At 61.2% G+C, this 23,262-nt stretch carries 21 protein-coding genes and 1 tRNA gene; 10 read left to right on the top strand and 12 right to left on the bottom strand.

The annotated features are described in order from the left end of the window. Positions 1-5: 5 nt before the first annotated feature. The 4 genes from hisD to NKJ90_RS27095 all read right to left on the bottom strand — a co-directional run bounded on the left by hisD (position 6) and on the right by NKJ90_RS27095 (position 3,448). Positions 6-1,298, bottom strand: a complete 1,293-nt coding sequence (hisD, locus tag NKJ90_RS27110) for a histidinol dehydrogenase (RefSeq protein WP_023758395.1) — start codon at positions 1,296-1,298, stop codon at positions 6-8. A gap of 7 nt (positions 1,299-1,305) precedes the next feature. Next, positions 1,306-1,740, bottom strand: coding sequence for a DUF2948 family protein (locus tag NKJ90_RS27105; protein ID WP_023758394.1), 435 nt, complete (start codon positions 1,738-1,740; stop codon positions 1,306-1,308). Positions 1,741-1,831: 91 nt separating this feature from the next. Further along, positions 1,832-3,124, bottom strand: a complete 1,293-nt coding sequence (gene murA / locus NKJ90_RS27100; protein WP_023758393.1) for a UDP-N-acetylglucosamine 1-carboxyvinyltransferase — start codon at positions 3,122-3,124, stop codon at positions 1,832-1,834. Positions 3,125-3,271: 147 nt separating this feature from the next. Further along, positions 3,272-3,448, bottom strand: a complete 177-nt coding sequence (locus tag NKJ90_RS27095) for a hypothetical protein (protein WP_023758392.1) — start codon at positions 3,446-3,448, stop codon at positions 3,272-3,274. Positions 3,449-3,608: 160 nt separating this feature from the next. On the opposite strand from NKJ90_RS27095, the gene NKJ90_RS27090 reads away from it, so the two are divergent. Then, positions 3,609-3,683 (top strand) — tRNA-Thr (locus NKJ90_RS27090). 242 nt (positions 3,684-3,925) lie between these two features. Here NKJ90_RS27090 and NKJ90_RS27085 read toward each other — a convergent pair. The 4 genes from NKJ90_RS27085 to NKJ90_RS27070 all read right to left on the bottom strand — a co-directional run bounded on the left by NKJ90_RS27085 (position 3,926) and on the right by NKJ90_RS27070 (position 6,734). After that, positions 3,926-4,357: a YybH family protein gene (locus NKJ90_RS27085; RefSeq protein WP_023758391.1), complete on the bottom strand. Its 432-nt coding sequence runs from the start codon at positions 4,355-4,357 to the stop codon at positions 3,926-3,928. A 172-nt stretch (positions 4,358-4,529) separates the two neighbouring features. Further along, positions 4,530-5,054: an OsmC family protein gene (locus tag NKJ90_RS27080; RefSeq protein ID WP_023758390.1), complete on the bottom strand. Its 525-nt coding sequence runs from the start codon at positions 5,052-5,054 to the stop codon at positions 4,530-4,532. 102 nt (positions 5,055-5,156) lie between these two features. Continuing rightward, complete coding sequence (locus tag NKJ90_RS27075) at positions 5,157-5,693, bottom strand: carboxymuconolactone decarboxylase family protein (RefSeq protein WP_352487182.1); 537 nt, start codon at positions 5,691-5,693, stop codon at positions 5,157-5,159. Between the two features lie 87 nt (positions 5,694-5,780). After that, the gene (locus tag NKJ90_RS27070; RefSeq protein WP_023758388.1) at positions 5,781-6,734 is read right to left on the bottom strand and encodes an RNA polymerase sigma factor; all 954 of its coding nucleotides are present in this window, start codon (positions 6,732-6,734) and stop codon (positions 5,781-5,783) included. Positions 6,735-7,112: 378 nt separating this feature from the next. On the opposite strand from NKJ90_RS27070, the gene metH reads away from it, so the two are divergent. The 5 genes from metH to NKJ90_RS27045 all read left to right on the top strand — a co-directional run bounded on the left by metH (position 7,113) and on the right by NKJ90_RS27045 (position 14,586). Beyond that, positions 7,113-10,922, top strand: coding sequence for a methionine synthase (gene metH / locus NKJ90_RS27065; protein WP_352487180.1), 3,810 nt, complete (start codon positions 7,113-7,115; stop codon positions 10,920-10,922). Between the two features lie 102 nt (positions 10,923-11,024). Then, entirely contained in the window at positions 11,025-12,419 is a 1,395-nt protein-coding gene (locus NKJ90_RS27060) for a multicopper oxidase family protein (protein ID WP_023758386.1), read from the top strand. Between the two features lie 85 nt (positions 12,420-12,504). Next, positions 12,505-13,950 carry an NAD(P)H-dependent oxidoreductase gene (locus NKJ90_RS27055; RefSeq protein ID WP_023758385.1) on the top strand — a complete coding sequence of 482 codons (1,446 nt, stop codon included), beginning with the start codon at positions 12,505-12,507 and terminating at the stop codon, positions 13,948-13,950. 184 nt (positions 13,951-14,134) lie between these two features. After that, positions 14,135-14,338 (top strand): hypothetical protein, encoded by a 204-nt coding sequence (locus NKJ90_RS27050; RefSeq protein ID WP_352487179.1) that lies wholly within the window; start codon positions 14,135-14,137, stop codon positions 14,336-14,338. A 62-nt stretch (positions 14,339-14,400) separates the two neighbouring features. Then, positions 14,401-14,586, top strand: a complete 186-nt coding sequence (locus NKJ90_RS27045; RefSeq protein ID WP_352487178.1) for a hypothetical protein — start codon at positions 14,401-14,403, stop codon at positions 14,584-14,586. Between the two features lie 12 nt (positions 14,587-14,598). On the opposite strand, the gene NKJ90_RS27040 is transcribed toward NKJ90_RS27045, so the two are convergent. The 4 genes from NKJ90_RS27040 to proC form a co-directional block, all read right to left on the bottom strand. Then, positions 14,599-15,801 carry an ATP-binding protein gene (locus NKJ90_RS27040; protein WP_352487177.1) on the bottom strand — a complete coding sequence of 401 codons (1,203 nt, stop codon included), beginning with the start codon at positions 15,799-15,801 and terminating at the stop codon, positions 14,599-14,601. 167 nt (positions 15,802-15,968) lie between these two features. Next, the gene (locus tag NKJ90_RS27035; RefSeq protein ID WP_023758382.1) at positions 15,969-16,427 is read right to left on the bottom strand and encodes a hypothetical protein; all 459 of its coding nucleotides are present in this window, start codon (positions 16,425-16,427) and stop codon (positions 15,969-15,971) included. A 1-nt stretch (position 16,428) separates the two neighbouring features. Then, positions 16,429-16,860 carry a Panacea domain-containing protein gene (locus tag NKJ90_RS27030; protein ID WP_023758381.1) on the bottom strand — a complete coding sequence of 144 codons (432 nt, stop codon included), beginning with the start codon at positions 16,858-16,860 and terminating at the stop codon, positions 16,429-16,431. 343 nt (positions 16,861-17,203) lie between these two features. Beyond that, positions 17,204-18,019, bottom strand: a complete 816-nt coding sequence (gene proC / locus NKJ90_RS27025) for a pyrroline-5-carboxylate reductase (RefSeq protein ID WP_023758380.1) — start codon at positions 18,017-18,019, stop codon at positions 17,204-17,206. A 263-nt stretch (positions 18,020-18,282) separates the two neighbouring features. Between proC and NKJ90_RS27020 the strand changes: the two genes are divergently transcribed. From NKJ90_RS27020 to NKJ90_RS27005, 4 genes are all read left to right on the top strand, one after another. Continuing rightward, positions 18,283-19,161 (top strand): hypothetical protein, encoded by an 879-nt coding sequence (locus tag NKJ90_RS27020; RefSeq protein WP_023758379.1) that lies wholly within the window; start codon positions 18,283-18,285, stop codon positions 19,159-19,161. Positions 19,162-19,350: 189 nt separating this feature from the next. After that, the gene (gene folD / locus NKJ90_RS27015) at positions 19,351-20,241 is read left to right on the top strand and encodes a bifunctional methylenetetrahydrofolate dehydrogenase/methenyltetrahydrofolate cyclohydrolase FolD (protein WP_352487175.1); all 891 of its coding nucleotides are present in this window, start codon (positions 19,351-19,353) and stop codon (positions 20,239-20,241) included. A gap of 55 nt (positions 20,242-20,296) precedes the next feature. Then, on the top strand, positions 20,297-21,259 hold the full coding sequence (locus NKJ90_RS27010) for a GlxA family transcriptional regulator (RefSeq protein WP_013530232.1): 963 nt from the start codon (positions 20,297-20,299) through the stop codon (positions 21,257-21,259). A gap of 322 nt (positions 21,260-21,581) precedes the next feature. Continuing rightward, a complete protein-coding gene (locus tag NKJ90_RS27005) occupies positions 21,582-23,240 on the top strand; it encodes a vWA domain-containing protein (RefSeq protein WP_023758377.1) in 1,659 nt (552 codons plus the stop codon). Positions 23,241-23,262 lie beyond the last annotated feature (22 nt).

The following is a 23,262-nucleotide window of genomic DNA, read 5'->3' as shown; positions in this document are numbered from 1 at the left end:
CCGGCCTACATATTCAACCGTATGGCGACGGAGCGGCCATGTGCTTCAAGGCCTTCCGCCTTGGCCAGCGCAATCGCCGCCGGCGCCAAGATCCGCAACTGCTCCGGCCCAAGCTTGAGGATCGAGGTGCGCTTGACGAAATCGAGCACGGACAGGCCGGACGAGAAACGTGCCGAGCGTGCCGTTGGCAGCACATGGTTGGATCCGCCGACATAGTCGCCGATAGCTTCCGGCGTATGGCGGCCGAGAAAGACGGCACCCGCATTGCGCATCCGGGCCAGAAAACCCTCGGCATCGTCGATTGCCAATTCGACGTGTTCGGCGGCGATACGGTCGACCAGCGGTAGCGCGGCGTCGATGGTGGCGACCTCGATCACGGCGCCGAAATCGCGCCAGCTTGCCGCCGCCGTTTCGGCGCGCGGCAGGTTCTGCAACTGGCGTTCGACCGCCTGTTCGACGGCGATGCCGAAGCCCGGGTCGTCGGTGACCAGGATCGACTGCGCCGACGCATCGTGCTCGGCCTGGGCTAGCAAATCGGCGGCGATCCAGTCCGGGTCGTTGCTGCCGTCAGCCACGACGAGCACTTCCGACGGCCCGGCGATCATGTCGATGCCGACGGTGCCGAACACCTGGCGCTTGGCTGCGGCGACATAGGCGTTGCCCGGCCCGACGATCTTCGCGACCGGCCGGATCGTTTCGGTTCCATAGGCAAGGGCTGCGATCGCCTGGGCGCCGCCGACGCGGTAGATTTCCGACACGCCTGATATATCGGCGGCCACCAGCACCAGCGGGTTGATGACGCCGCCGGGCGCCGGCACGACCATGACGATGCGCTCGACGCCGGCTACCCTGGCAGGTACGGCGTTCATCAGCACCGAGCTCGGATAGCTCGCCGTGCCGCCCGGCACATAGAGCCCGACCGCCTCGATCGCCGTCCAGCGCCAACCGAGTTCGACGCCGGCGGCATCGCTATAGCGATCGTCCTTCGGCCGCTGCCGTTCGTGATGCGAGCGGATGCGGTCGCGCGCGAATTCCAGCGCCTCGATCGTTTTTGGGTCAGCGGCCTTGTAAGCCTGGGCGATGTCGTCCTTCGAGACGGCGATGCCTAATCCAGCAAGATCGGCGCGATCGAATTTCTGGGAATACTCGATCAACGCCGCGTCCCCCTCGGCGCGGACGCGCGCGATGATGTCGCGCACCGCGGCGTCGACATCGGCTGACACTTCCCGCTTGGTCAGGAGGAAGGCGGCGAAACGCTGCTCGAAATCGGCGTCGGACTGACGAAGCGTGATGGCCATCGGATGTTCAGGCCTTATGGATCGGGCGCGAGCTGGCTTCCCACGCGCCGCCGATGTCGGCAAGACGGGCCTCGATGCACTCGACATCGAGCATGATCGTGCCGCCGCCCGCAAAGATCAGCTCGACGATACCGGCCGGCTTGCTGATCTCGATGAAGCTGATCGCCAATAGGGACAGGACCTCAGTCGGCTTGTCGCGGGCGATGCCGTTGGTCTTGGCACCGAGCACCCGGTCGAAATGCAGCACCGCCTGCCGCCGCTCATTGTGCTGGCGAAACAGGCCGGATTTGGCCTCCCACACGAAACGGTTCATGGTCATCAGGAAACGCTTGGCCGCGGGCAGGAATTCGAGGTCGCTGACCTTCATCACGGCATCCTGGACATGGGCCGAAACGATGCTCAGATCCTGGTCGTCGAGCGCGATAAGCTTAAGGGCAGTCATGCGGATTTCGCACCTGAAGGTTGATAACCGAACCTTCTGTTAGGCGGTCTTTCCCGTCCGCGCAACCGCACCGCACGGCCTTGCGATTGGCCTATGCGGAAATCCGCTCGATCACCGCGCCGCAGTTGGACAGCTTTTCTTCCAGCCGCTCGAAGCCGCGGTCGAGATGATAGACGCGGTTGACCGTCGTCTCGCCTTCGGCTGCCAGGCCGGCGATGACCAGCGAGACCGAGGCGCGAAGATCGGTCGCCATGACCGGCGCACCCTTCAATTTCGGCACGCCGTCGACGATTGCCGTCTGGCCCGAAAGCGTGATGTGGGCGCCGAGCCGGGCCAGTTCCTGCACATGCATGAAACGGTTTTCGAAGATCGTCTCGGTGATGCGCGACTTGCCCTTTGCCATCGTCATCAGGCCCATGAACTGCGCCTGCAAATCGGTCGGGAAGGCCGGGAAGGGCGCCGTCGTTACGTCGACTGGGGAAATGCCGGCGCCGTTGCGCTTCACACGAATGCCGGAATTGGTTTGCGTGATCTCCGCACCCGTCTGGGAGATCACGTCGAGCGCTGTCTGCAGCAGTTCGGGGCGTGCGCCCTCGAGCACGACGTCGCCGCCAGTCATTGCCACCGCCATTGCGTAGGTGCCGGTCTCGATGCGGTCGGGAATGACGCGCACGCGGGCACCCGACAGCGATTCGACGCCATCGATGGTGATAACAGGCGTGCCGGCGCCGGAAATCTTCGCGCCCATGGCATTGAGGCACTCGGCGAGGTTGACGATTTCGGGTTCGCAGGCGGCATTTTCCAGCACCGTCTCGCCCTTGGCGAGCGCCGCGGCCATCATCAGCACATGGGTGGCGCCGACAGAGACTTTCGGGAACACGTAGCGGTTGCCGACAAGACGGCCATTCCGGGTTTTGGCGATGACATAGCCGGTGTCGACATCGATGTCGGCTCCCAGCGCCTGCAAGCCTTCGAGGAACAGATCGACCGGGCGCGTGCCGATGGCGCAACCGCCGGGCAGCGACACCTTGGCCTCGCCCATGCGGGCCAGCAGCGGCCCGATCACCCAGAACGACGCCCGCATCTTCGATACCAGCTCGTAGGGCGCCGTCGTGTCGACGATGTTGCGGGCGGAGAAAGTGATGGTGCGCGAATAGCCTTCATTCTGCTTCTCGCGGCGGCCATTGACCGAATAGTCGACGCCGTGATTGCCCAGGATGCGGATCAACTGCTCGACATCGGCCAGATGCGGCACGTTTTCCAGCGTCAGCGTGTCATCGGTCAAAAGCGAGGCGATCATCAGAGGCAGCGCCGCGTTTTTCGCGCCCGAGATCGGAATGCTTCCGGAGAGCTTGTTGCCCCCGACAATTCTGATGCGATCCATGGAAGAACGTCCCTCTCGGCTCAAAAAAGCCGGTTCAATCGTTTGAGTAGCGGCCCGTCTAGACCATTGGCCAATCTGGTTCAAGGAATTGGCTGGTTCAAGAAATAGGATTTCGCCCCGCCCCGGGCCAAGACTGGCAGATTTGAGTTAATCTTTTTGTATTTCCTTCGCAGCGCCGAGCCCGTCCGGCCGCTGATCCGCATCGCCGGCGCGCCGCGAGCGCGACTGCGCCTTGCGCTTCTGCAAATTGGCACGCAATTGCTCGGCCAGCCGGTCCTTGCGGTTGATGCCGCCCTTTTTTGCTGGGATTGTCTTGTCGTTCATGGTCCCGTCCGGGCCGGCGACCAGCCAGCCTGCCAATCAGGGATAGCCAACATTGTGGCGCCGCCATGTCAATAAAGCTATCCGGCAAAGGCTTTCACAGAAGCGTTGCACTTGGCCTTGCGCTTGCCGGTTCGATATGGCAGAAGCCCCGCCATCAGCGGCTGCGGTAGCTCAGTGGTAGAGCACTCCCTTGGTAAGGGAGAGGTCGAGAGTTCAATCCTCTCTCGCAGCACCATTCCAAGCCCATGTTTGGAAACAACTATCTGACTTTATTGGTCTTTTTGCCGCCTGTCTGGTACACAGGGGTGGTACACATAAGCTTGAGAATGCCTGGACCTCGGCGACATCCGAAGGTCGGCGTCTATTATCTTTGGCAACGCGCGCCCTCCGATTTGAGGGATAGGCGTTCGGGCTGGTGTCGGGCGTGTAGATTAGGCCCGACTTTCTTTTGCCGGCGGCCAGCAAGCACTGGTCCTTCTACTCCCCGACAATGGACGTCGGTGAGCGTACCGAGGTTATCGGGTCGGCATGACGAAGGACGATCCTCCACGCGCCTTCCTCCCGGCGGAATATGGTGGTGACTCGAAGCGCAATCGGCACCAGTTTGTCGCCCCCGCCGACCTTGGATTGGAACCGTTCGACCTCGATGATGTATCCCAAGTCGGCCGTCGCATATTCCGAGATGCGCTCAAAGCCGATGGCCTTGCCGTGCCGGTAATTGGTGGCGGCCCGTTCCATGGTCTCAGCGGCCTTTCTCCATCCCTTCGCCGGCGGGCCAAAGGGATTGGCAATTATGACGTCGTCCTTTCGCGAGTAGAGGCCTTTCAAGGGCTCAGGATCGCCCTTTACGAAGGCATCCAGAGCCAGATGATCCTGCTCGATAACTTTCGTTAGGTCGGAGGCTAACATCTTAACATTCCCACAGTCTTGCCATGCTTCCCAAAACTTCAGAAGCGGCAACTCGTTCCGTTAGCCTGCGCTAAAATGCCTGCCACCTCCCGGCAGTGGGCAGTGTCGTCGTGGGAACATGCACTGAATGGAGAACAGTGCGACAGCCGAACTGCCCCAACAGGTAACGGGATCACGCCTGCTGAATCACCAATTCGCTGGTCATGGGAATTCCTCTGAGGGCCCCAAGCACCATGTTGTGGGAGATCGCGCGATCATGAATTTTCTCCAGGTCGGCGCGCGGCGCCGAAGAACACACGGTCGCGCGCAGGTGCAGGGATACATAGCAATGCCGGGCGTCCCTGGGCGCCGTTAGCCCATCAAGTCCGTCGAACTCGCCACGCGGGTCGAACACGCCTTCCGCGACAAAATCGACTGAACGCAGATCGACCCCCGCATGCGCTGCCAGCATCGGATAGTCCGAGCCGGCACACACAGCCGCCGCGGCAAAGATCTGCTCCCAGGGAAAGACTGCGGCCGGCGAATTGTCCTTGAGGCTCGCCGGTCGCTCCAGCAGCGGCGTTGTGTAAGGATCGCTCGACTGCCGGTCGAAGTGGTAGCGGGCACGGTAGGTGCCGCGCACCGCGTCACCGTGTTTCTTCAGCACGGACACGATGTCTTTGACCGTGCTGACGGATTCTCCGAAGACTATTGGCATCTTTACCTCCCTATAAAGTTACAATTCCACTCACTTCCTCGGTTGCCGACGACTGTTGCCGCGGTCCGGCCTTGATCCGATAATGCGCCGATAAGGCTCACCCTACTTAGCAGGCGCGGCCGCTTGGGTATCGCCGCCGAGATCTTTCTTGAAGGTTTCGAAATCGACCTGCATGCCGTTGAAGATGGTGCTCCAGTGGCGTGACAGAGCGGCGATAGCGACGGCCTCTTCAATCTCGTCCTCCGTTGCGCCCGCCTGTTTTGCGCTCTCGGTGTCTTCCCAGATGCAATACTGGCAGGGAACTTGAGCGGAGACGGCGAGCGAGATCAAAGCCTTGACTTTCGGCGGCAGGGCGGTGTCGTTCGAGAATTGCAGAGCCTTCACCTCGGCCCAGGCGCCCGGCAGCGCCGCTTTTGAAACCTGATGGACAAAGCTTGGCACCGAGCCGAGCGTCCGCTCGACGTCCTTATAGGTGGCGTCGACCTCAGCCTGGCCGGCCCAGCCTAAGCCCGGTGACAAAAATGTGGCGCAGACGACAGTCGATGCGAACGCCGTTTGAAGGAAGCGGCGCGACCGGCGGGGTCCGAGCTTGCCGTGGTATGCGTTGGAAGCAATATGGGAAACTGCGAAGGCGGACATGATCTCTCTCCTCTGTGGAACCATTCGAGGCGGCGTTCTGTGATGGCCCCGTGCTCCAAGGAGTCACGGACGAGAGAAAAAGTTCGATCAATCATCCTCGATTCTGGGCGGGCGCGGCGAAAGATGAAGGTGCAGGCGTCGGGCCTTGCCGTCTCGTTGAAAGATCACCAGGGCGACACCCGGCGGGCAGTGGAACGGGTCTTCGGGCGGATTGAAGAATCGTCCTTCGATGACTGTGACATGGCTGCCGCTGAGAATGCGCTGCGGCTCGAGGCGGACGCCGGCTTCCGTGTCGGAGTCGACTTCCTCGGCAAGGAATGAACGCCCCAACACCGGTTCGCTCGCTCCACGGACCAGGTGAAGATCTTCCGCAAAGTGCCCGAGGAAGCGGTCGCGTTCGCCGTGCCGGTTGAGTCCATTGAAGATTTCGGAGTAAAATCGCTGGCGTTCGCAAGACTGTGAGCGAGCCCCTGCGTCGCCAAGGCCTGCCGTTTCGAGCAGCATCTCCGCCAGCTTGCGTTTGGCTTCCGACAAACGACTGCGAACCGTCCCAATCGGCACATCCAGAATGGCGGCCAGTTCCTGGTAGGACTGATAGCTTCCAAAATAGCGCAAGATTGCGGTGGCCTGCAGCGGCTCGGGAAGCTTGCGGAGGGCATCCCAAACCCATTCGCGAAGCGCGATTTTCTCCAGCCGCTCCTCGATGCCAGCGCGTTCGTCAGGGCGGTCGGGAATGTCGGCGGTCAAGATCTCGCGTCGTCTTCGACGCAATTGTTGCAGGCAGCATCGGTACAGCACAGCGCCAAGCCAGCCACCGACGGCTTGCGGATCCTTGAGTTCACCGATGCGCCTCAGCGCGATCAGGAACGTCTCATGCACTGCATCTTCGGCGTCAGATCCATAGCCGAGGATATTCAGCGCTGTCGCATAGAGCCGCGCGCGATGACGTTCCAGCAACAGGCCGAGGCAACCACAATCACCGCCCCGAGCGGCAACTGCCAGTTCGGCATCATTCGGCACGATACGAGTTTCGTAGCTCATCGACTGAAAGATGCACCAACCGGCGAAAAAGTTCGAATGCTTGTTCAGGCTTCGTCACCATCCGTGTTCGGCACCAGATCACCAGTAAGCTTTGAGCAGGCTTTGAATTGGGTTATGATCCTCGACCATCGCTCCCAGATCCGTCAGCGTGCAGCGCGGCGCCACTTCAGCTCCGCAACGACCGGCCCGAAGCGGGGTCCGTGAAACCACGCTCGTTCGTGCCGCCTTCTCCTCGTCCAGCCGCCTTGCGCCGACGGAACGATCGCGCTGGGAAGCCAGCGCTTGCAACAGCGCGTGACAATGATGAGCGTCTGCCGTATATTGACATAAAGATATCCTTATGTGACACGAACAGGCTTGTCGCCAGGGGGATAAAAAATGTCGCAGAATTCTGCATCGCCGGACGCATTGTTCGGCTCTGTCGCGGCAAAGCCCGATGGGTCGGAGGTGCTTGCGGCGCTCACGGCGGCGGCTAGCGAACGCATCCTCATCCTTGACGGTGCCATGGGCACGCAGATCCAGGGCCTGGGTTTCGATGAAGACCAGTTTCGCGGCGAAGCCTTCGCCGGCTGCGCCTGCCACCAGCAAGGCAACAATGATCTTTTGATCCTGACGCAGCCGCAGGCGATCGAGGAAATCCACTATCAATATGCCATCGCAGGCGCGGATATCCTGGAGACCAACACCTTCTCCTCGACGTCGATCGCCCAGGCCGATTACGGCATGGAGGATGCCGTCTACGCGCTGAATCGCGACGGGGCGCGGCTGGTGCGGCGCGCCGCGTTGAGAGCACAGCAGCAGGATGGCAGGCGCCGCTTCGTCGCCGGTGCGCTCGGCCCAACCAACCGCACCGCTTCGATGTCGCCTGATGTCAACAATCCCGGCTATCGCGCCGTGACCTTCGACGAATTGCGCCTTGCCTATGGCGAGCAGCTGCGCGGCCTGATCGACGGTGGCGCAGACATCATTCTGATCGAGACCATCTTCGACACTCTGAACGCCAAGGCAGCGATCTTTGCTGCGGAAGAGATCTTCATCGAGAAGGGCGTGCGCCTGCCGGTGATGATTTCGGGCACCATCACAGACCTGTCCGGCCGCACGCTGTCGGGCCAGACGCCGACCGCCTTCTGGCATTCGGTGCGTCATGCCAGCCCGTTCACCATCGGCCTCAACTGTGCGCTCGGCGCCAAGGCCATGCGCGCCCATCTGGCCGAAATATCAGGCGTCGCCAACACCTTCACCTGCGCCTACCCGAATGCCGGCCTGCCCAATGAATTCGGCCGTTATGACGAGAGCCCGGAATACATGGCCGCGCAGATCGGGGATTTCGCCCGCGAGGGACTGGTCAATGTCGTCGGCGGCTGCTGCGGCTCGACGCCGGATCACATCCGCGCCATTGCAGAGGCTGTCCGGAAGTATCCGCCGCGCGCCATTCCCGACATCGAGCGCAAGATGCGCCTGTCCGGGTTGGAACCGTTCACGCTGACGAATGAGATTCCCTTCGTCAATGTCGGCGAGCGCACCAATGTTACCGGGTCGGCCAAGTTCAGGAAGCTGATCACGGCGGGTGACTATGTCGCCGCGCTCGACGTGGCGCGCGACCAGGTCGCCAACGGCGCGCAGATCATCGACATCAACATGGACGAAGGCCTGATCGATTCGAAGAAGGCGATGGTCGAGTATCTCAACCTGATCGCCGCCGAACCAGACATCGCCCGTGTCCCGGTGATGGTCGACAGTTCGAAATGGGAGATCATCGAGGCCGGCCTGAAATGCGTGCAGGGCAAGCCGCTGGTCAACTCCATCTCGATGAAGGAAGGCGAGGCGGCATTCCTGCATCACGCCAGGCTGGTGCGCGCCTATGGCGCAGCCGTCGTCGTCATGGCCTTCGACGAGGACGGCCAGGCCGATACAAAGGCGCGCAAGGTCGAAATCTGCACCCGCGCCTACAAGCTCCTGACTGAGCAGGCCGGCTTCCCGCCCGAGGATATCGTCTTCGATCCCAATGTCTTCGCCATTGCCACCGGCATCGAGGAGCACGACAATTACGGCGTCGACTTCATCGAGGCGGCGGGCGAGATCACCGAGACGCTGCCGCATGTCCACATTTCCGGCGGCGTGTCGAACCTGTCGTTCTCGTTCCGCGGCAACGAGCCGGTGCGCGAGGCCATGCATGCCGTGTTCCTCTACCACGCCATCCAGCGCGGCATGGATATGGGGATCGTCAACGCCGGCCAGCTCGCCGTCTACGACACGATCGAGCCGGCGCTGCGCGAGGCCTGCGAGGATGTCGTGCTCAACCGTGTGCCCAAGGCCGGCGGCACAGCCACCGAACGCATGCTGGAGATCGCCGAACGCTTCAAGGGCGCGGCGGGCCAAGAAGCCAAGGAGCGCGATCTTGCCTGGCGCGAACTGCCGGTCGAACAGCGGATCGGCCATGCGCTGGTCAACGGTATCACTGAGTTCATCGACGCCGACACCGAGGAAGCGCGGCTTGCCGCCGAGCGCCCGCTGCATGTCATCGAAGGCCCGCTGATGGCCGGCATGAACGTCGTCGGCGACCTGTTCGGCGCGGGAAAGATGTTCCTGCCGCAAGTGGTGAAGTCCGCGCGGGTGATGAAGCAGGCGGTGGCGGGACTGCTGCCGCATATGGAAGCCGAGAAGTTGGCCAATGCCGCCAATGGCATCGACAATGGCGAGCGCCAGACAGCGGGAAAAATCCTGATGGCGACGGTGAAGGGCGATGTCCACGACATCGGCAAGAACATCGTCGGCGTCGTGCTCGCCTGCAACAATTACGAGATCATCGATCTCGGCGTCATGGTGCCGGCGGCAAAGATCCTGCAGACGGCGCGCGAGAGACAAGTCGACATCATCGGACTGTCAGGCCTGATCACGCCGTCGCTCGATGAGATGGCGCATATGGCCGCCGAGATGGAGCGCGAAGGCTTCGATATCCCGCTGCTGATCGGCGGCGCGACGACCAGTCGCGTGCACACGGCGGTGAAGATCCACCCGCGCTACACCAAGGGACAAGCGGTCTATGTCACCGACGCCAGCCGGGCGGTCGGCGTGGTCTCGTCCTTGCTGTCGAATGACAGCAAGGCGAAGTACGTCGACACGGTGCGCGCCGAATACAAGAAGGTCGCCGACGCGCATGCCCGCTCCGAAGCCGACAAGCAGCGGCTGCCGGTAGCCAAGGCGAGGGCCAATGCGCATCGGATCGACTGGTCTGAATATGAGCCGCCGAAGCCGTCCTTTACAGGCGTGAAGGTCTTCGAGAATTGGGACCTGACCGAGCTCGCGCGCTACATCGACTGGACGCCGTTCTTCCAGACCTGGGAGCTGAAGGGCCGCTATCCAAAAATCCTCGAAGACGAGGCGCAAGGACCCGCCGCCCGCCAGTTGTTCGAGGATGCGCAGGCGATGCTGAAGAAGATCATCGCCGAAAAATGGTTCGTCCCGCGCGGCGTCATCGGTTTCTGGCCGGCCAATGCCGTCGGCGACGACATCAAGTTGTTCACGAACGAGGCACGCTCGCAGGAACTGGCGACCTTCTTCACCCTGCGTCAGCAACTGACCAAGCGCGACGGCAAGGCCAATGTCGCGCTCTCGGATTTCGTCGCGCCAGCGGATAGCGGTAAGCTCGACTTCATCGGCGGCTTCATCGTCACCGCCGGCATCGAGGAGGTGGCGATCGCCGAGCGTTTCGAGCGGGCGAACGACGATTATTCGTCGATCATGGTCAAGGCGCTGGCCGACCGTTTCGCCGAGGCCTTCGCCGAGCGCATGCATGAGAAGGTGCGCAAGGAGTACTGGGGCTACGCGCAAGAGGAATCGTTGGCGCCCGACGAGCTGATCGGCGAACCCTATCGCGGCATCCGCCCGGCCCCCGGCTATCCGGCGCAACCCGACCATACCGAAAAGGCCACGCTGTTCCGGCTGCTCGACGGTGAGCGCAATGCGGGCGTGAGCCTGACCGAGAGCTATGCGATGTGGCCGGGCTCGTCCGTGTCAGGCATCTATTTGTCGCATCCCGAAAGCTACTATTTCGGCGTCGCCAAGGTTGAACGCGACCAGGTCGAGGATTATGCGCGCCGCAAGGCGATGCCATTGGCGGAGGTCGAGCGCTGGCTCGGCCCTATCCTCAACTACGTGCCGGCACACTATGCCGAGGCGGCTGAATAGCGGCGGCATGCCTTCAATTGAATTGCACTGGTTGCCGGCTTGTGATCCATGGCGTGACGGTTACACCTTCGCGGGCAGTCGCCTTTGCAGTTGGAGCGCCGAATGACCCTAATCACACGCCGCCGGCTTTTGACATCGGCCGCGATCGCCGGCGCGGGCGGGATCGGGCTTTCGGCCATGGGTCGGCTTGGCGGCTGGGCGGCTGCCACGCCTGAGCCGGTGGTTTTGCAGACGGCAAAAATCCAGGCAAAGCTGACGGATATCGGCCAGACCAGGGATGTGCTGACCTGGGGCAACGCCGGAATGCCGCCCGTGCTCAGGATGAAGAAGGGCGAGCCCTTTGCCGCCCGTCTTGTCAATGCCATAGACGATCCGACGACGATTCATTGGCATGGCATTCGCGTTCCAAACAAGATGGACGGCGTCCCGTTCCTGGTCCAGCCCTACGTCTATGCCGGCGACCATTTCGATTACGCCTTCACGCCGCCCGACGCCGGCACCTTCTGGTATCACCCGCATTGCAACACGTTGACCCAGATGGGCCACGGCCTGACAGGCGTCATCGTGGTCGAGAATCCCGGCGATCCGGAATTCGATGCCGAGGTCGTCCTCAATCTGCGCGACTGGCGCCTCGGCGACGACGGCCAGTTCATCGACCAGTTCCGCCCGCGTGATGCTGCGAGAACCGGCACCTATGGCACGGTGCGTACCGCCAACTGGCTCGACCAGCCGCAATATGACGCGCCGGCCGGAGGGCTGGTGCGGCTCAGGATCGCCATCACCGACGTCACGCGCATCTATGCTTTTCGCGTCGACGGCGCCGAGGCGACAGTCATCGCACTGGACGGCAATCCGGTGCAGCAGCGTTTTTCCCCCGATGCCTTGCTGCTTGGACCGGGACAGCGCATGGAGCTGGCCATCCGCATGCCCGATGGCGAGGGTGCGATCGTAAGCCTGAGGGATGTCAGGGGCACCAAGCCCAAGGTGCTTGCGACCCTGCGCGCGACCGGAAGCTCGCTCAAGCGTGATATCAGCGATGTTGCACCCCTGGAGCTCAATCCGGTGGCGGAAGTGGATCTCACCAGCGCCAAGCATATTTCCCTGGCTCTGAGCGCCACTGCGGAAAATGTCCCAAGCGACGGCATTTGCGGTTCGCTTGGCTACAGTTTTTGGGCCATCAACAAGGTGCCGTGGCCCGGCGATGCACCGGATCCGACTGCGCCGCTGGCCGAATTGAAGCTCGGCAGGAGCTATGTCATCGACATGGAAAATTTGACGCCGCAATCCCATCCGATGCATCTGCACGGCATGAGCTTCAAAGTGCTGTCGTCCTCGACGCGCCAGGTTCAGCCTTTGATTTCCGACACCTATCTCATCCAGCCCAACGAGAAGGTTCAGCTCGGCTTCGTTGCCGACAATCCCGGCGACTGGCTGCTGCACTGCCACATCATCGAGCACCAGAAATCGGGAATGACGAGCTACGTCAGGGTGGTGTGAAGCCGCGGCCGAGGGTTTCGTTGGCAAAAGAGGGCGGTTCCCTGCTATTGCCGCCTCCAACTCAAGAACCATGGGACATTCCTGCATGACCAATGTCGCCCTAACCGGCCTTGCCCGTGATCTCGCCAGGCGTTCCGCCGAAGGCCGCCCGGTGCGTATCGGCGTCATCGGTTCGGGCGAAATGGGCACCGATCTGGTCACGCAAGGCATGCTGATGCCGGGCATTTCGGTCTGCGCCGTCTCGACACGCCGCCCCCACACCGCACGCGATGCCATCCGCATTGCCTATGGCGACGAGGCAATGGCGGTCGAAGCCGACACCGCGTCGAAAGTCACCGCAGCGATCGAAAACGGCAAGATCGCCGTCACTTCGAACGAGATGCTGGTCACCAATCCGTTGATCGATGTCGTCATCGACGCCACCGGCAAGCCGGGTGTCGCCGCCGATTTCGACCTGATGGCGATGGAACACGGCAAGCATCTGGTGATGATGAATGTCGAAGCCGACGTCACCATCGGCTGCTATCTCAAGCAGCAGGCTGATCGGCTTGGCGTCGTCTATTCCGTTGGTGCGGGCGACGAGCCGTCGAGCTGCATGGAGCTGATCGAGTTTGCATCGGCGCTCGGCCTAACCATCGTCTCGGCCGGCAAGGGCAAGAACAACCCCCTCAATCACGATGCCGTGCCGGACGACTACCGCGAGGAAGCGATCCGCCGCAACATGAACCCGCGCATGCTGGTCGAGTTCGTCGACGGTTCCAAGACCATGGTCGAGATGTGCGCCATCGCCAACGCCACCGGGCTGGTGCCCGATGTGCCCGGCATGCATGGCCCGAAGGCCGACCGCGACGACCTCGCCAAGGTGCTGATCCCGCGCGAGAACGGCGGTCTGCTGCTGAAGAAAGGCGTTGTCGACTACACGGTCGGCAAGGGCGTCGCGCCCGGAGTCTTCGTCATCGTCGAGGCGACGCATCCGCGCATCATCGAGCGCATGGACGATCTGCATATCGGCCGCGGCCCCTATTACAGCCTGTTCCGGCCGTATCACCTGACTTCGTTGGAGGTGCCGCTGACCGCTGCCCGCATCATGCTTTTCGGCAAGCCCGACATGGTGCCGCTGCCGCGGCCGGTCGCCGAAGTGTGTGCCGTCGCCAAGCGCGACCTTGCCGCCGGCGAAATCTTCGATGCGATCGGCGAGACTTGCTACCGCTCCTGGACCATGACCGTCGGCGAAGCCCGTGCCCAGCGCGCCGTGCCGGTCGGCCTGCTCGAGGGCGGCAAGGTGCTGAAGCCTGTCAGGAAAGGCGAATTGCTGACTGCGGATAATGCCGTACCCGACCAGACGACGAGGCTGTTCGCTTTGCGCCGGCTGCAGGACGAGATGCTGTATGGGGCTGAAGGCCGCGCGCCTCTGTCGGAGCGGTTGGCCGACATTGCCGTCGATTTGAGGACCAAGGTAGGCGAGGGCGGTCGCGTCGTGAGCAAGAACAAGATCGACGACATGTGGGGCGGCAGCCAGAATGAGGCCTGACCAGGGGCACACGGGGTTGATCGGTTGAACGGCCTATTGGCGGCCCGGATTTCGTCTTTCGTTTGGATTGATCAGCATAAACATTCGGGATTGACTGTAGTGTCTCAGTTTGAAATTTGACGCCGCGCTTGTCGCTCGCCGGCCCGACCTCCTATATGCTTAGCGGAAAGCATGGGAGCAGCCAGTGACAGACGATATCGTAGGCATCATTGCGACGGCAATACGCGATATGCGCGCCGAATACCCTGGCACCGGAGAAGGCACCACGCGAGACCAGATATTTGAGGGAAATGAAAACAGCATTCCCCTTGCAAAGGCCGCTATTCTGGCGCTGGACAAAGCAGGCTACAAGATCGTCGCCAAGGCCGAACCCGAGAAGGGATCGTGATGCCGACCGGACCTAAGGGCCAGAGGCGCCCCGCCGACGTAATCGGCAATGCCGTCCGTGTCATGCGCATTGCCACCGGCGAGGAAGCCGACGATGTGCAGGAAAACACGCGGGTATCGGTTGCCAGTCAAGGCGGGAAAGCGCGGGCGGAAAAGCTAAGCGCCAAGCGTAAGGCAGAAATTGCGACCAGTGCCGCAAGGGCTAGATGGCAAACTCGCGTTGCTCCTTCTGAAAAAGAAGATTCTTAGCATCTTCGTCAATCATGCCGCTTGTATGCCATTGATGATCACGTAGGGCTGCATCATTGGGTCGGCAAAGCGAAACATTTGCTGCCGGTCACCGCCTCTCCTTGAGAGAATTTTGCCGCCATCGTCTCCACTAAAGCGGCGGAGATGCTTTTCGAAGTGAGCAATTCTGCGTCTATCTTTCATAATAGCGCTAAGTGGTTCAATTAAATCAGCGGCTTTGAAAAACCCCTCGTCGTCGCTTTTTGCCAGCGCACAGGCGAGTAGGGTTTCTTTCAAGTTGTTTTTCTGGTTCGTTCTGGTCGCTTCGCCATATGCGTCGCGAAACGATACTGCGGTGTCTTCGATAAACTGCTTCATAGCTTCTGCGACATCACCGTTATTTATATTTAGGCGACGTGTTTTAATGGCATTTAGTGCCGCAAGCTTCGATAGGGTTTGCGTGAAGAAGGGCAATCCTCGCGATAGGATCACAACCGTCCAGATCGCATCGTTGCTGAATGTCATCGGAGTTTGTCGGATTCTTTGGTGGATTATTTCACGAAGTTCACTTTCCGACATCCTGTGGAGCGGAACATCAACCAGAGCGCGCCCGATCGAGGCATGGTCCGCTATCAATTCTGATATATTCTCAGCCACTCCAACAATTATTACAGTTGTGTGAACAGCAAAATCATAAAGCTCCTTTACTATGTTAGCCATCAAAACCTTGGTATCGCCGTCGGTAACCTTGTCGTACTCGTCAAAAATTATAATCGGCAAAGCATTTGGATTTATTTTCTGTAGTTCACGACGAACCTGTGACGGAGTGATCGCCGTAAAATTGGTGTCGAAATTGACATAATCGGGGCGCCCCCGAGAAATGCCCATCGCCTTCAACTCCTCAAGACCTCTAATCCACACGGATGAGAAATCATCGTGCGGTCCGCATTGGACGCGCGCTACTATGAAGCTTTGAAGGGTTGTTCCGTACCTCTTCCAAAAGATGTTGGACAATGAGGTTTTGCCAACTCCGCGCTCCCCGAAAAGAACGACATGCTTTGCCCGCTCCATTACCGTCTGGAGCATTTTATTTACCTCCTTAGAGCGCCCCGCGAACAACTGCTCTTCATCAACAGGGGCTCCGTCAAACAGGCGCTGGATTTCGAATTCCAACATCATCCATTCATCGGAGGTCTGGGGCTTTGGCTTTTGCGTCGCCTTCGGCTTCGTTGCCATAAGCGTCTCCTTCGCGGCGGGAATCACAACATTGGTATGACTAACACGACAAAAGGTATGACTAATAGCAAAAAAGGTCTGACTAGCGTCCGCGATGGACGATCTTTGCGAGAAGATGGACGCCGTTGCGCCCAAGCCGGGTAAGCGCGGCCCGTACAAGAAGCAGCCTAGCTAAACTCGTAGGCGCACTTGCCGTGGTCTTTATGATGCGGGTCGAAGAACACGATGCGAAGGCAATTAAGTTCGCGGACGCCGTAAATACGTGTTCCTTGATCGAGCCTGAGAGAGAACAGCGTATCCGCGTGAATGTTTCGCGCTTCTAGCCGAGCTTGAACGTCCTTCTTGAACTTGTCCCTGGCTATGTGGTGGTTATTGTTCCCGGATGATCGCCCGCCGCTGGCTTTTAAAATTTCGTCCCATGTCATCGATTCAAAATTGGCCAAGTGGTCTTCAATATGGCCTCTGACATTGGCTATGTGCGACAGGCAAGACTCGTGACCAAACGGACCGTCCCAATCAAAATCACTGAACCGCCAAACCGGCTTCATCTTTAAGTAGGAGTCAGGGTCCGATCCAATCCGAACGGATTCGCCACCGGGTTTCTTCTTGATTTTCGGTTTGGCCATTTCAGGTCAAAGAGGCATAATATCGCTGCATTGCTGAAACCGTGATTTCAACCTTGCTTCTCTCGCCCGGCCTCGCTCCCCGTCTTGCATCCAGCCAAGGGTCTTCCGTATGTGTGAGATCGCTGAGCCATTGTGCAGACTTCCCGCCGTAAAACTTCAATACGTTTTTAACGGTTCGCCGCTCACGCTTGTCCAATTCCTCGGCGTCACCACGAGCAATCTTTGTGACCTTGAATTCGCTGGCGTGTTCGCGCCACAAGGCGGGACAGACAGGACCGTCCTTCCAAGCCTCGATTTTCTCTCTGAAAAGAGTGTGGTCGGCCCACACGGTATGCCAAGCCTGGGAATAGTAAACAAGCTTTTGCAACTTCATGGCCGACAGATCACCCATCTCTTCCAAGATAAATTGGGCGACGTCGAAAACATTGGCCATTTTTGTCTGCTCCTTCTTCGGCATTCCAGCCGAAGAAGCTCCCCCCGAGCTTCGAATCGGCACACTATGCCTAATGTGCGATACGCACAATACGGGACTCTTGTGCGGCGCACAATGAACCGCCATGCAGACTTATGACAGCTTCAGGATGCGCCGCGAACCTAAAGGAACCGTTCACGGCCAAGCCGGTTCCAAATTTCAAACTGAGACACTACCGGATTGACCGAAGCCTTCCCCTTTGTCATCCACGGGCGGAGCAAGGAGCGGAGCGACGCAGCGCAGACCATAGGATGACGAAGCGATGGGCGTTTCCGCCAAGGCGTCAACGCAAGGAGCTACCGGCTTACTTCCCGAGCTCGATCGATCGCAACCGCGCAGCCTCAACCGCCTCGGTGAGAAGGTGCGTCAGCCGGTCCTCGCCCATCAGCACGGCCAGCGCTGCTGCCGTCGTTCCGTTGGGACTCGTGACCTGCTGGCGCAGCACACCTGGTTCCTCGCCGCTTTCGGCGGCAAGCGAGGCAGCGCCGTAGACGGTCTGCATGGCGAGCAGCTTGGCGGTCGCTGTCGGCAGGCCGGCCTTCTCGGCGGCCACGGTCAGCGCCTCGATGAAATGGAAGATGTAGGCCGGCCCCGATCCGGACACAGCGGTCACCGCGTCCATCAGGCCCTCGTCGTCGACGGTGGTCACTTCGCCGCTTGCCGACAAAAGATCGGCGACGAAACGCTTGGTGTCGTCGGAAACCAGCTTGTTGGAAAACACCACCATCATACCCTTGCCGATCGCTGCCGGCGTGTTGGGCATGCAGCGCACGACCGGTGCACGGTTGCCCAGGATGTCCTCGAAGGTGGCGGTAGGCGTGCCGGCGGCGATGCTGACATAGGTGGTGCGGCCATCGGCGAAGCGCTTGTAGTCGGCGGTGACATCGCGGATCACCTGCGGCTTCACCGCGATGACGACGAGATCGGGCACGGCATCGGCCGGAATGCCATCGGCATCGGCTGATGCGGCGCAGCCCAACGCTGCGGCACGATTGCGCAGATCGGCATTGGGCTCGACCACGAAAACCGCCGACGGCGCAAGCTTGCCGGATTTCAGCCAGCCCGAGAGCATGGCGTAACCCATATTGCCGCAGCCGGCGAGAACAAGCCTGATCGTCATCGAAAGCCTCCGAAGCAACGCCTTCACATAGACGCTGACTGTTCCGTGGGGAAGCCCCCGTCAGGACGAACGGGAGATCCGTGCCGCGATCGGGATCATGCAATGCCATCGGCCGCAGCGTGTTTTGCAAATAGATGCAACTACAGAGGGAAACCGCACCGTCGGCGCGAAAAAATTAACCTTTCGTTTTCCGTGCCTGTTTAGCGTGGCTTAACGAATGGCCAATCGCTGTTCGCGGGTCGCAAGGGGTAAAGTTCCAGACGATGGTCGACAGGGAAAACCGCGAAGACTGGAAGCGCGAGCGCTCGTTGCTGGCGCTTGGCCAGGCTGTGCGTGGCGACGAACCCGACGCATCCCTGGTCTCGATCGGAGACCGGGCGGACCCGTCATGGCGCGAGGATGCCGCCACGCGTCATCGTCTCGCCCGTTCACAACGCGAAACGCCGACGAACCCGAAGCTGTCGCGTGCAACAGGCGGGTATCAGGCTGGCCACGAGCCGGCCTCGTCGATGAACCATGCGCAAGCCACGCCACAGCCACAGACACAGCCCGGCCGGATCCGAGCGTTGCTGTCGTGGCTGCACAAGGCCGTGTCCCGCAAGCCGGTCCCGGAGGAGCCCTTCGATACCCACGGTTGGGTATCCGCTGAAAACGCGATATCAACGCAAGATCCGACGTACTCTCCCTATTCGCAGTCGGCGCCGGCCATTGCGCCTCGGCAGCCAGTTCCCGCTGCTTACCCGCCGCCTTTCCAGCCCGGCGGCCATTCTCCCTTTCCGCCGCAGATGGCGCAGCCGCCTCAGCCTCCGCACATGGTGCCGCCGCGAGCGTATTCGGGCCCGCAACTCTATCCCTACGCGCAGCCTTTGGCCTACATACAGCAGCCGGACTATCCACGTCCGCAATCTACGTCGGCCCCCAATGCCGGCCAGCCCTCCTATCCGCCTCAGCCTGCCCCTGCGCCTCCGCCCTTCCCGCCGCAGCAGTCATCCCAGCCTCGCCAGCCATCGGTAGAGGCGCGGCAGGCCACGGAGGATGTCGAACCGCAAGCGCCGATCGAGGAAATCCGCGCCAGCCTGCGCGAATTCCGTGAAGCGGTCCGCGAACTCACCGAGAGCCGCGCGCGTCGCCGGTACTTCTGAGCCACAAAATTCTTCGCCGTGTCGTACAAAAGCATGCCGGTTTCGCGTAAACGGCATGGGACGGCGCTTTGGCGGGATTGCGTGTGGGAATTTTCGTGAAGATGCCACGCTGTTAAAGATCAGAAAGCGCGTCGCGTACCCAAGCGCCGCGCGTGGGCATTTTTGTGTTGAGGGGGGTGCAAGGCCGAAGTGATTGATGGGAAGAGCGTTGCCGAAGACGTGGTGCGGACGGTCAAGATCCTGACCGCCGAGCTTGTCGCCAAAGGCAAGGCCAAGCCCGGTCTTGCAGTGGTCATCGTCGGCGAGGATCCGGCCAGCCAGGTCTATGTCGCTTCCAAATCGCGCACCGCGAAGGAATGCGGCTTTCATTCAGTGCAGCACACGCTGTCGGCCGAAACCTCGGAACCGGCATTGCTGGAGATCATCGGCGACCTTAACGCCGATCCGGCCATCAACGGCATCCTGGTGCAGCTTCCGCTGCCGGCCCATATCGATGCCGGCAAGATCATCCAGACCATCGCGCCGGAAAAGGATGTCGACGGCTTCCATTTCATCAATGTCGGCAAGCTCGGCACCGGTGAACTCGAGACTGCCTTCGTGCCCTGCACGCCGGCCGGCTCGATGCTTCTGATCGAGCGGGTGCGCGGCAAGGATTTGTCCGGCCTCAATGCGGTCGTCGTCGGCCGCTCCAACATCGTCGGCAAGCCGATGGCCAACCTCCTGCTTGCCGCCAATTGCACCGTCACCATCGCCCACAGCCGCACCAAAGACCTGCCGGCACTTGCCCGCACCGCCGACATTCTGGTCGCGGCCGTCGGCCGGCCGGAGATGATCAAGGGCGATTGGGTGAAGCCTGGCGCCACCGTCGTCGATGTCGGCATCAACCGCATTCCCGCACCAGAGAAGGGCGAGGGCAAGTCGCGCCTCGTCGGCGACGTCGCCTATGCCGAAGCGGCCAAGGCCGCCGGAGCCATCACGCCGGTTCCCGGCGGTGTCGGGCCGATGACCATTGCCATGCTGATGGCCAATACGTTAGCCTCGGCCTACCTTGCGGCCGGATTGAAACGGCCGTCCTTCTGACCGCCAGAAAGCCGCAGCTTTGCCGAACTCCACTATTCCCCCGGAACGGCCGGTCATGACTGATCCCGTTCAAGGCGGCCGGCAGTTCGCTTTCCTGCTGGTCGACAAGTTCTCCATGTTCTCGCTGGCCGCGGCGATCGATACATTCCGGTCGGCGAACCGGTTGCTCGGCCGCGACTTCTACGGCTGGACCACGGTGTCGGCCGATGGCGATCCGGTGATGGCCTCCAATGGCCTGCCGCTCAAGATCGACTATGCCGTTGCCGACCTGCCGCCGGTCGACATCCTCTTCGTCTCGGTCGGGCTGACGACGGAATTTCCCGGCAAGAGCAAGGTGCTGGCGGCACTGCGCAGCTGGGGCCGGCGCGGCAATGCGCTCGGTGCCTTGTCGGTCGGCTCCTATCTGCTGGCCGAGGCCGGCCAACTCGAAGGCTATCGCTGCACCATCCATTGGGAAAACCGCGCCGGCTTCGTCGAACGCTTCCCCGACATCAACTGCACCGGCAACGTCTTCGAGATCGACCGCAAGCGCTACACCTGCGCCGGCGGCACCACCTCGATCGACCTGATGCTGGAGATCGTGCGCGGCGATTTCGGTTCGAATCTCGCCAATGGCGTCGCCAACCAGTTCCAGCACGAACGCATCCGCTCGGCCGGCGACCGCCAGCGCGTCGGTCCGGAACGAGACCTGACCGGCAAGTCGGAGAAGCTCAGGCGCATTGTCGAACTGATGGCAGACCACCTCGACGAGCCGCTGTCGGCCGTGCAACTGGCCAAGTCCGCCGGCCTGTCGGTGCGCCAGGTCGAGCGGCTGTTCCTGCGCCATCTCAGCGTCACCCCCGGCCGCTATTACATGCGGCTGCGGCTGGAGCGGGCGCGCGAATTGTTGCGCCAGACCAACATGCCGATCCTCGACGTGGCGATCGCAACCGGCTTCACCTCGCATTCCTACTTTGCCCAGAGCTACCGGCTGCAATTCGGCAGGCCGCCCTCGGAAGAGCGCCGCACGACCTACTGAGCGGTTTTTCGCTTCCGTTGAAAAGTTCGGTATTCGGCCCCGGCACCGGGCCGGCGGAGCATCAAACGAAAAACCCGCCTGAGCGGCGGGTCACCGGCGCAAATCAGCACCATGGGCGAATATGTACCATAGCTGAGGGCACTGAGTCAAGAAAAAATTCCTATCGTGAAAAACTACCGGCACTGCCGACACCGCCGAACAGGATGTCGTCAGGTCTTTTGTTACGCTGAGTTCGGAGCCCTACGCACCGGCACCGACTTGTGTCCCGGCGCCGCGTCAAATAGCTTGCCGCCCGGATCAGGGGCGGATTGAGGAGATTTCGATGGCGGGACTTGCACGGGGCGTCGCTGCGGCGATCCTCCTTTTGTCGATGACCACGTTCGGCTTCGCCGCAAACAAGGTCATCGTTATCCTCGACGCCTCCGGCTCGATGTGGGCGCAGATCGACGGCAAGCCCAAGCTCGAAATCGCCCGCGAGTCGCTACGAACGGTGCTTCAATCGGTCCCCGTCGACGACGAAATCGGCTTCATGGCCTATGGCCATCGCGAAAAGGGCAGCTGCGACGACATCCAGTTGATCGTGCCGCCACAGGCAGGTTCGGCCAGTGCCATTTCGGCGGCCGCCGACAGCTTGAAATTCCTCGGCAAGACGCCCCTGACCTCTGCGGTCAAGCAAGCAGCCGAGGCGTTGAAATATACCGAGGACAAGGCGACCGTCGTGCTCATCACCGACGGTCTCGAAACATGCGGTGGCGACCCCTGCGCGCTTGGCAAGGAGCTTGAAGCATCCGGCGTCGACTTCACCGCCGATGTCGTCGGTTTCGGCCTCACCGCCGACGAAGGCAAGCAGATCGCCTGCCTCGCCGACAACACCGGCGGCAAATACATCCAGGCCTCCGACGAGAAGGCGCTGCAGGAGGCGCTTGTCGAGACCGTGGCGGCACCCGCTCCAGAACCGGCTCCCGCTCCGGCGCCTGCGCCCGCACCGGAGCCCGCGAAACCGGAATTCAATTTTCAGCCGACGGTGGTGATGGCCGAAGGTGGCGAGCCGATCACCGACGGCAACGCCTGGGAGATCTACAAGGCGAATGCCGATGGCTCGCGCGGCGATTCCATCACCACCGAATATGGCGCCTACAAAGGCAGTCTCGAGCCGGGCGACTACGTCGTCGTGGCGCGCGACGACGAGGCCAAGGTGGAGCAGAAATTCAAGATCGAGGCCGGCCAGGTCTACAAGCCGCTGTTCACCTTGAACGCAGGCACCATGCTCATTCATCCGCGGCCGAGCCAGGGCGCCGATATCAGTGAGGCGGCCAGCCTCAATTTCGTTTATCCGGGCGGCAGCACCACCCACTATGGCGACACCAAGATCATCGTGCCGGCGGGCGAACAGAAGGTCACGGTCCAGATCGGCGCCGGCAGCGTCACCGAAACCATCCAGCTCGCCGCCGGGCAGAAGATCGAGAAGGACGTCATCGTCGGCGTCGGCCATATCGTGCTCAACGCTTTCTATGTCGCCGGCGGTGACAAGGCCGACAGTTCCGGCCTCGGCTTCGAGATCGTCAAGGCGAAGAAGAAAATCGACGGCACGCGTGACAGTGTCGAGCATTCGTATGGACCCGACAGCAAGTTCTGGCTGCCGCCGGACGACTATGTGGCGGTCACCACGCTTGACCTGGCGGTCGTCGAGCAGCCGTTCAGCGTCAAGGTCGGAGATATCACGGACATCAAGGTGCCGCTCGATGCCGGCGTCCTGGCGATGTCGGCGTCCGGTGCCTATTCGATCGAGATCCTGTCACCGAAAAAGGACATAGAGGGTAAGCGCAAGGCGCTTGGCCTGAACTATGGCGATACCTGGCAGCAGACCGTTCCGGCCGGCGACTATGTGGTCGTCCGCCACATGTCCGATGCAGGCCATGACAAGGAAATGCCGGTGACGGTCAAGGCCGGCGAACGGAGCGAAATTACCGTTACGCCGTGACCACCATTTGACCGTAGCAAAA

The organism is Mesorhizobium sp. M0051 (assembly GCF_040323235.1).
GTDB lineage: Bacteria > Pseudomonadota > Alphaproteobacteria > Rhizobiales > Rhizobiaceae > Mesorhizobium.
The sequence above is the reverse complement of the archived record's forward strand: the minus strand, read 5'-3'. Positions and strand labels throughout refer to the sequence as shown.

What these genes read in the sequence shown, in the direction of transcription:
- NKJ90_RS27080 (WP_023758390.1), bottom strand. Translation starts at nt 5,054, where the DNA reads ATGCCAATAGTCTTCGGAGAATCCGTCAGCACGGTCAAAGACATCGTG.
- NKJ90_RS27060 (WP_023758386.1), top strand. Translation starts at nt 11,025, where the DNA reads ATGACCCTAATCACACGCCGCCGGCTTTTGACATCGGCCGCGATCGCC.
- NKJ90_RS27010 (WP_013530232.1), top strand. Translation starts at nt 20,297, where the DNA reads ATGACTGATCCCGTTCAAGGCGGCCGGCAGTTCGCTTTCCTGCTGGTC.
- metH (WP_352487180.1), top strand. Translation starts at nt 7,113, where the DNA reads ATGTCGCAGAATTCTGCATCGCCGGACGCATTGTTCGGCTCTGTCGCG.
- NKJ90_RS27020 (WP_023758379.1), top strand. Translation starts at nt 18,283, where the DNA reads ATGGTCGACAGGGAAAACCGCGAAGACTGGAAGCGCGAGCGCTCGTTG.
- NKJ90_RS27095 (WP_023758392.1), bottom strand. Translation starts at nt 3,448, where the DNA reads ATGAACGACAAGACAATCCCAGCAAAAAAGGGCGGCATCAACCGCAAG.
- NKJ90_RS27085 (WP_023758391.1), bottom strand. Translation starts at nt 4,357, where the DNA reads ATGTTAGCCTCCGACCTAACGAAAGTTATCGAGCAGGATCATCTGGCT.
- NKJ90_RS27105 (WP_023758394.1), bottom strand. Translation starts at nt 1,740, where the DNA reads ATGACTGCCCTTAAGCTTATCGCGCTCGACGACCAGGATCTGAGCATC.
- NKJ90_RS27055 (WP_023758385.1), top strand. Translation starts at nt 12,505, where the DNA reads ATGACCAATGTCGCCCTAACCGGCCTTGCCCGTGATCTCGCCAGGCGT.
- proC (WP_023758380.1), bottom strand. Translation starts at nt 18,019, where the DNA reads ATGACGATCAGGCTTGTTCTCGCCGGCTGCGGCAATATGGGTTACGCC.
- NKJ90_RS27045 (WP_352487178.1), top strand. Translation starts at nt 14,401, where the DNA reads ATGCGCATTGCCACCGGCGAGGAAGCCGACGATGTGCAGGAAAACACG.
- NKJ90_RS27040 (WP_352487177.1), bottom strand. Translation starts at nt 15,801, where the DNA reads ATGGCAACGAAGCCGAAGGCGACGCAAAAGCCAAAGCCCCAGACCTCC.
- NKJ90_RS27005 (WP_023758377.1), top strand. Translation starts at nt 21,582, where the DNA reads ATGGCGGGACTTGCACGGGGCGTCGCTGCGGCGATCCTCCTTTTGTCG.
- murA (WP_023758393.1), bottom strand. Translation starts at nt 3,124, where the DNA reads ATGGATCGCATCAGAATTGTCGGGGGCAACAAGCTCTCCGGAAGCATT.
- NKJ90_RS27035 (WP_023758382.1), bottom strand. Translation starts at nt 16,427, where the DNA reads ATGGCCAAACCGAAAATCAAGAAGAAACCCGGTGGCGAATCCGTTCGG.
- NKJ90_RS27075 (WP_352487182.1), bottom strand. Translation starts at nt 5,693, where the DNA reads ATGTCCGCCTTCGCAGTTTCCCATATTGCTTCCAACGCATACCACGGC.
- hisD (WP_023758395.1), bottom strand. Translation starts at nt 1,298, where the DNA reads ATGGCCATCACGCTTCGTCAGTCCGACGCCGATTTCGAGCAGCGTTTC.
- NKJ90_RS27030 (WP_023758381.1), bottom strand. Translation starts at nt 16,860, where the DNA reads ATGGCCAATGTTTTCGACGTCGCCCAATTTATCTTGGAAGAGATGGGT.
- NKJ90_RS27070 (WP_023758388.1), bottom strand. Translation starts at nt 6,734, where the DNA reads ATGAGCTACGAAACTCGTATCGTGCCGAATGATGCCGAACTGGCAGTT.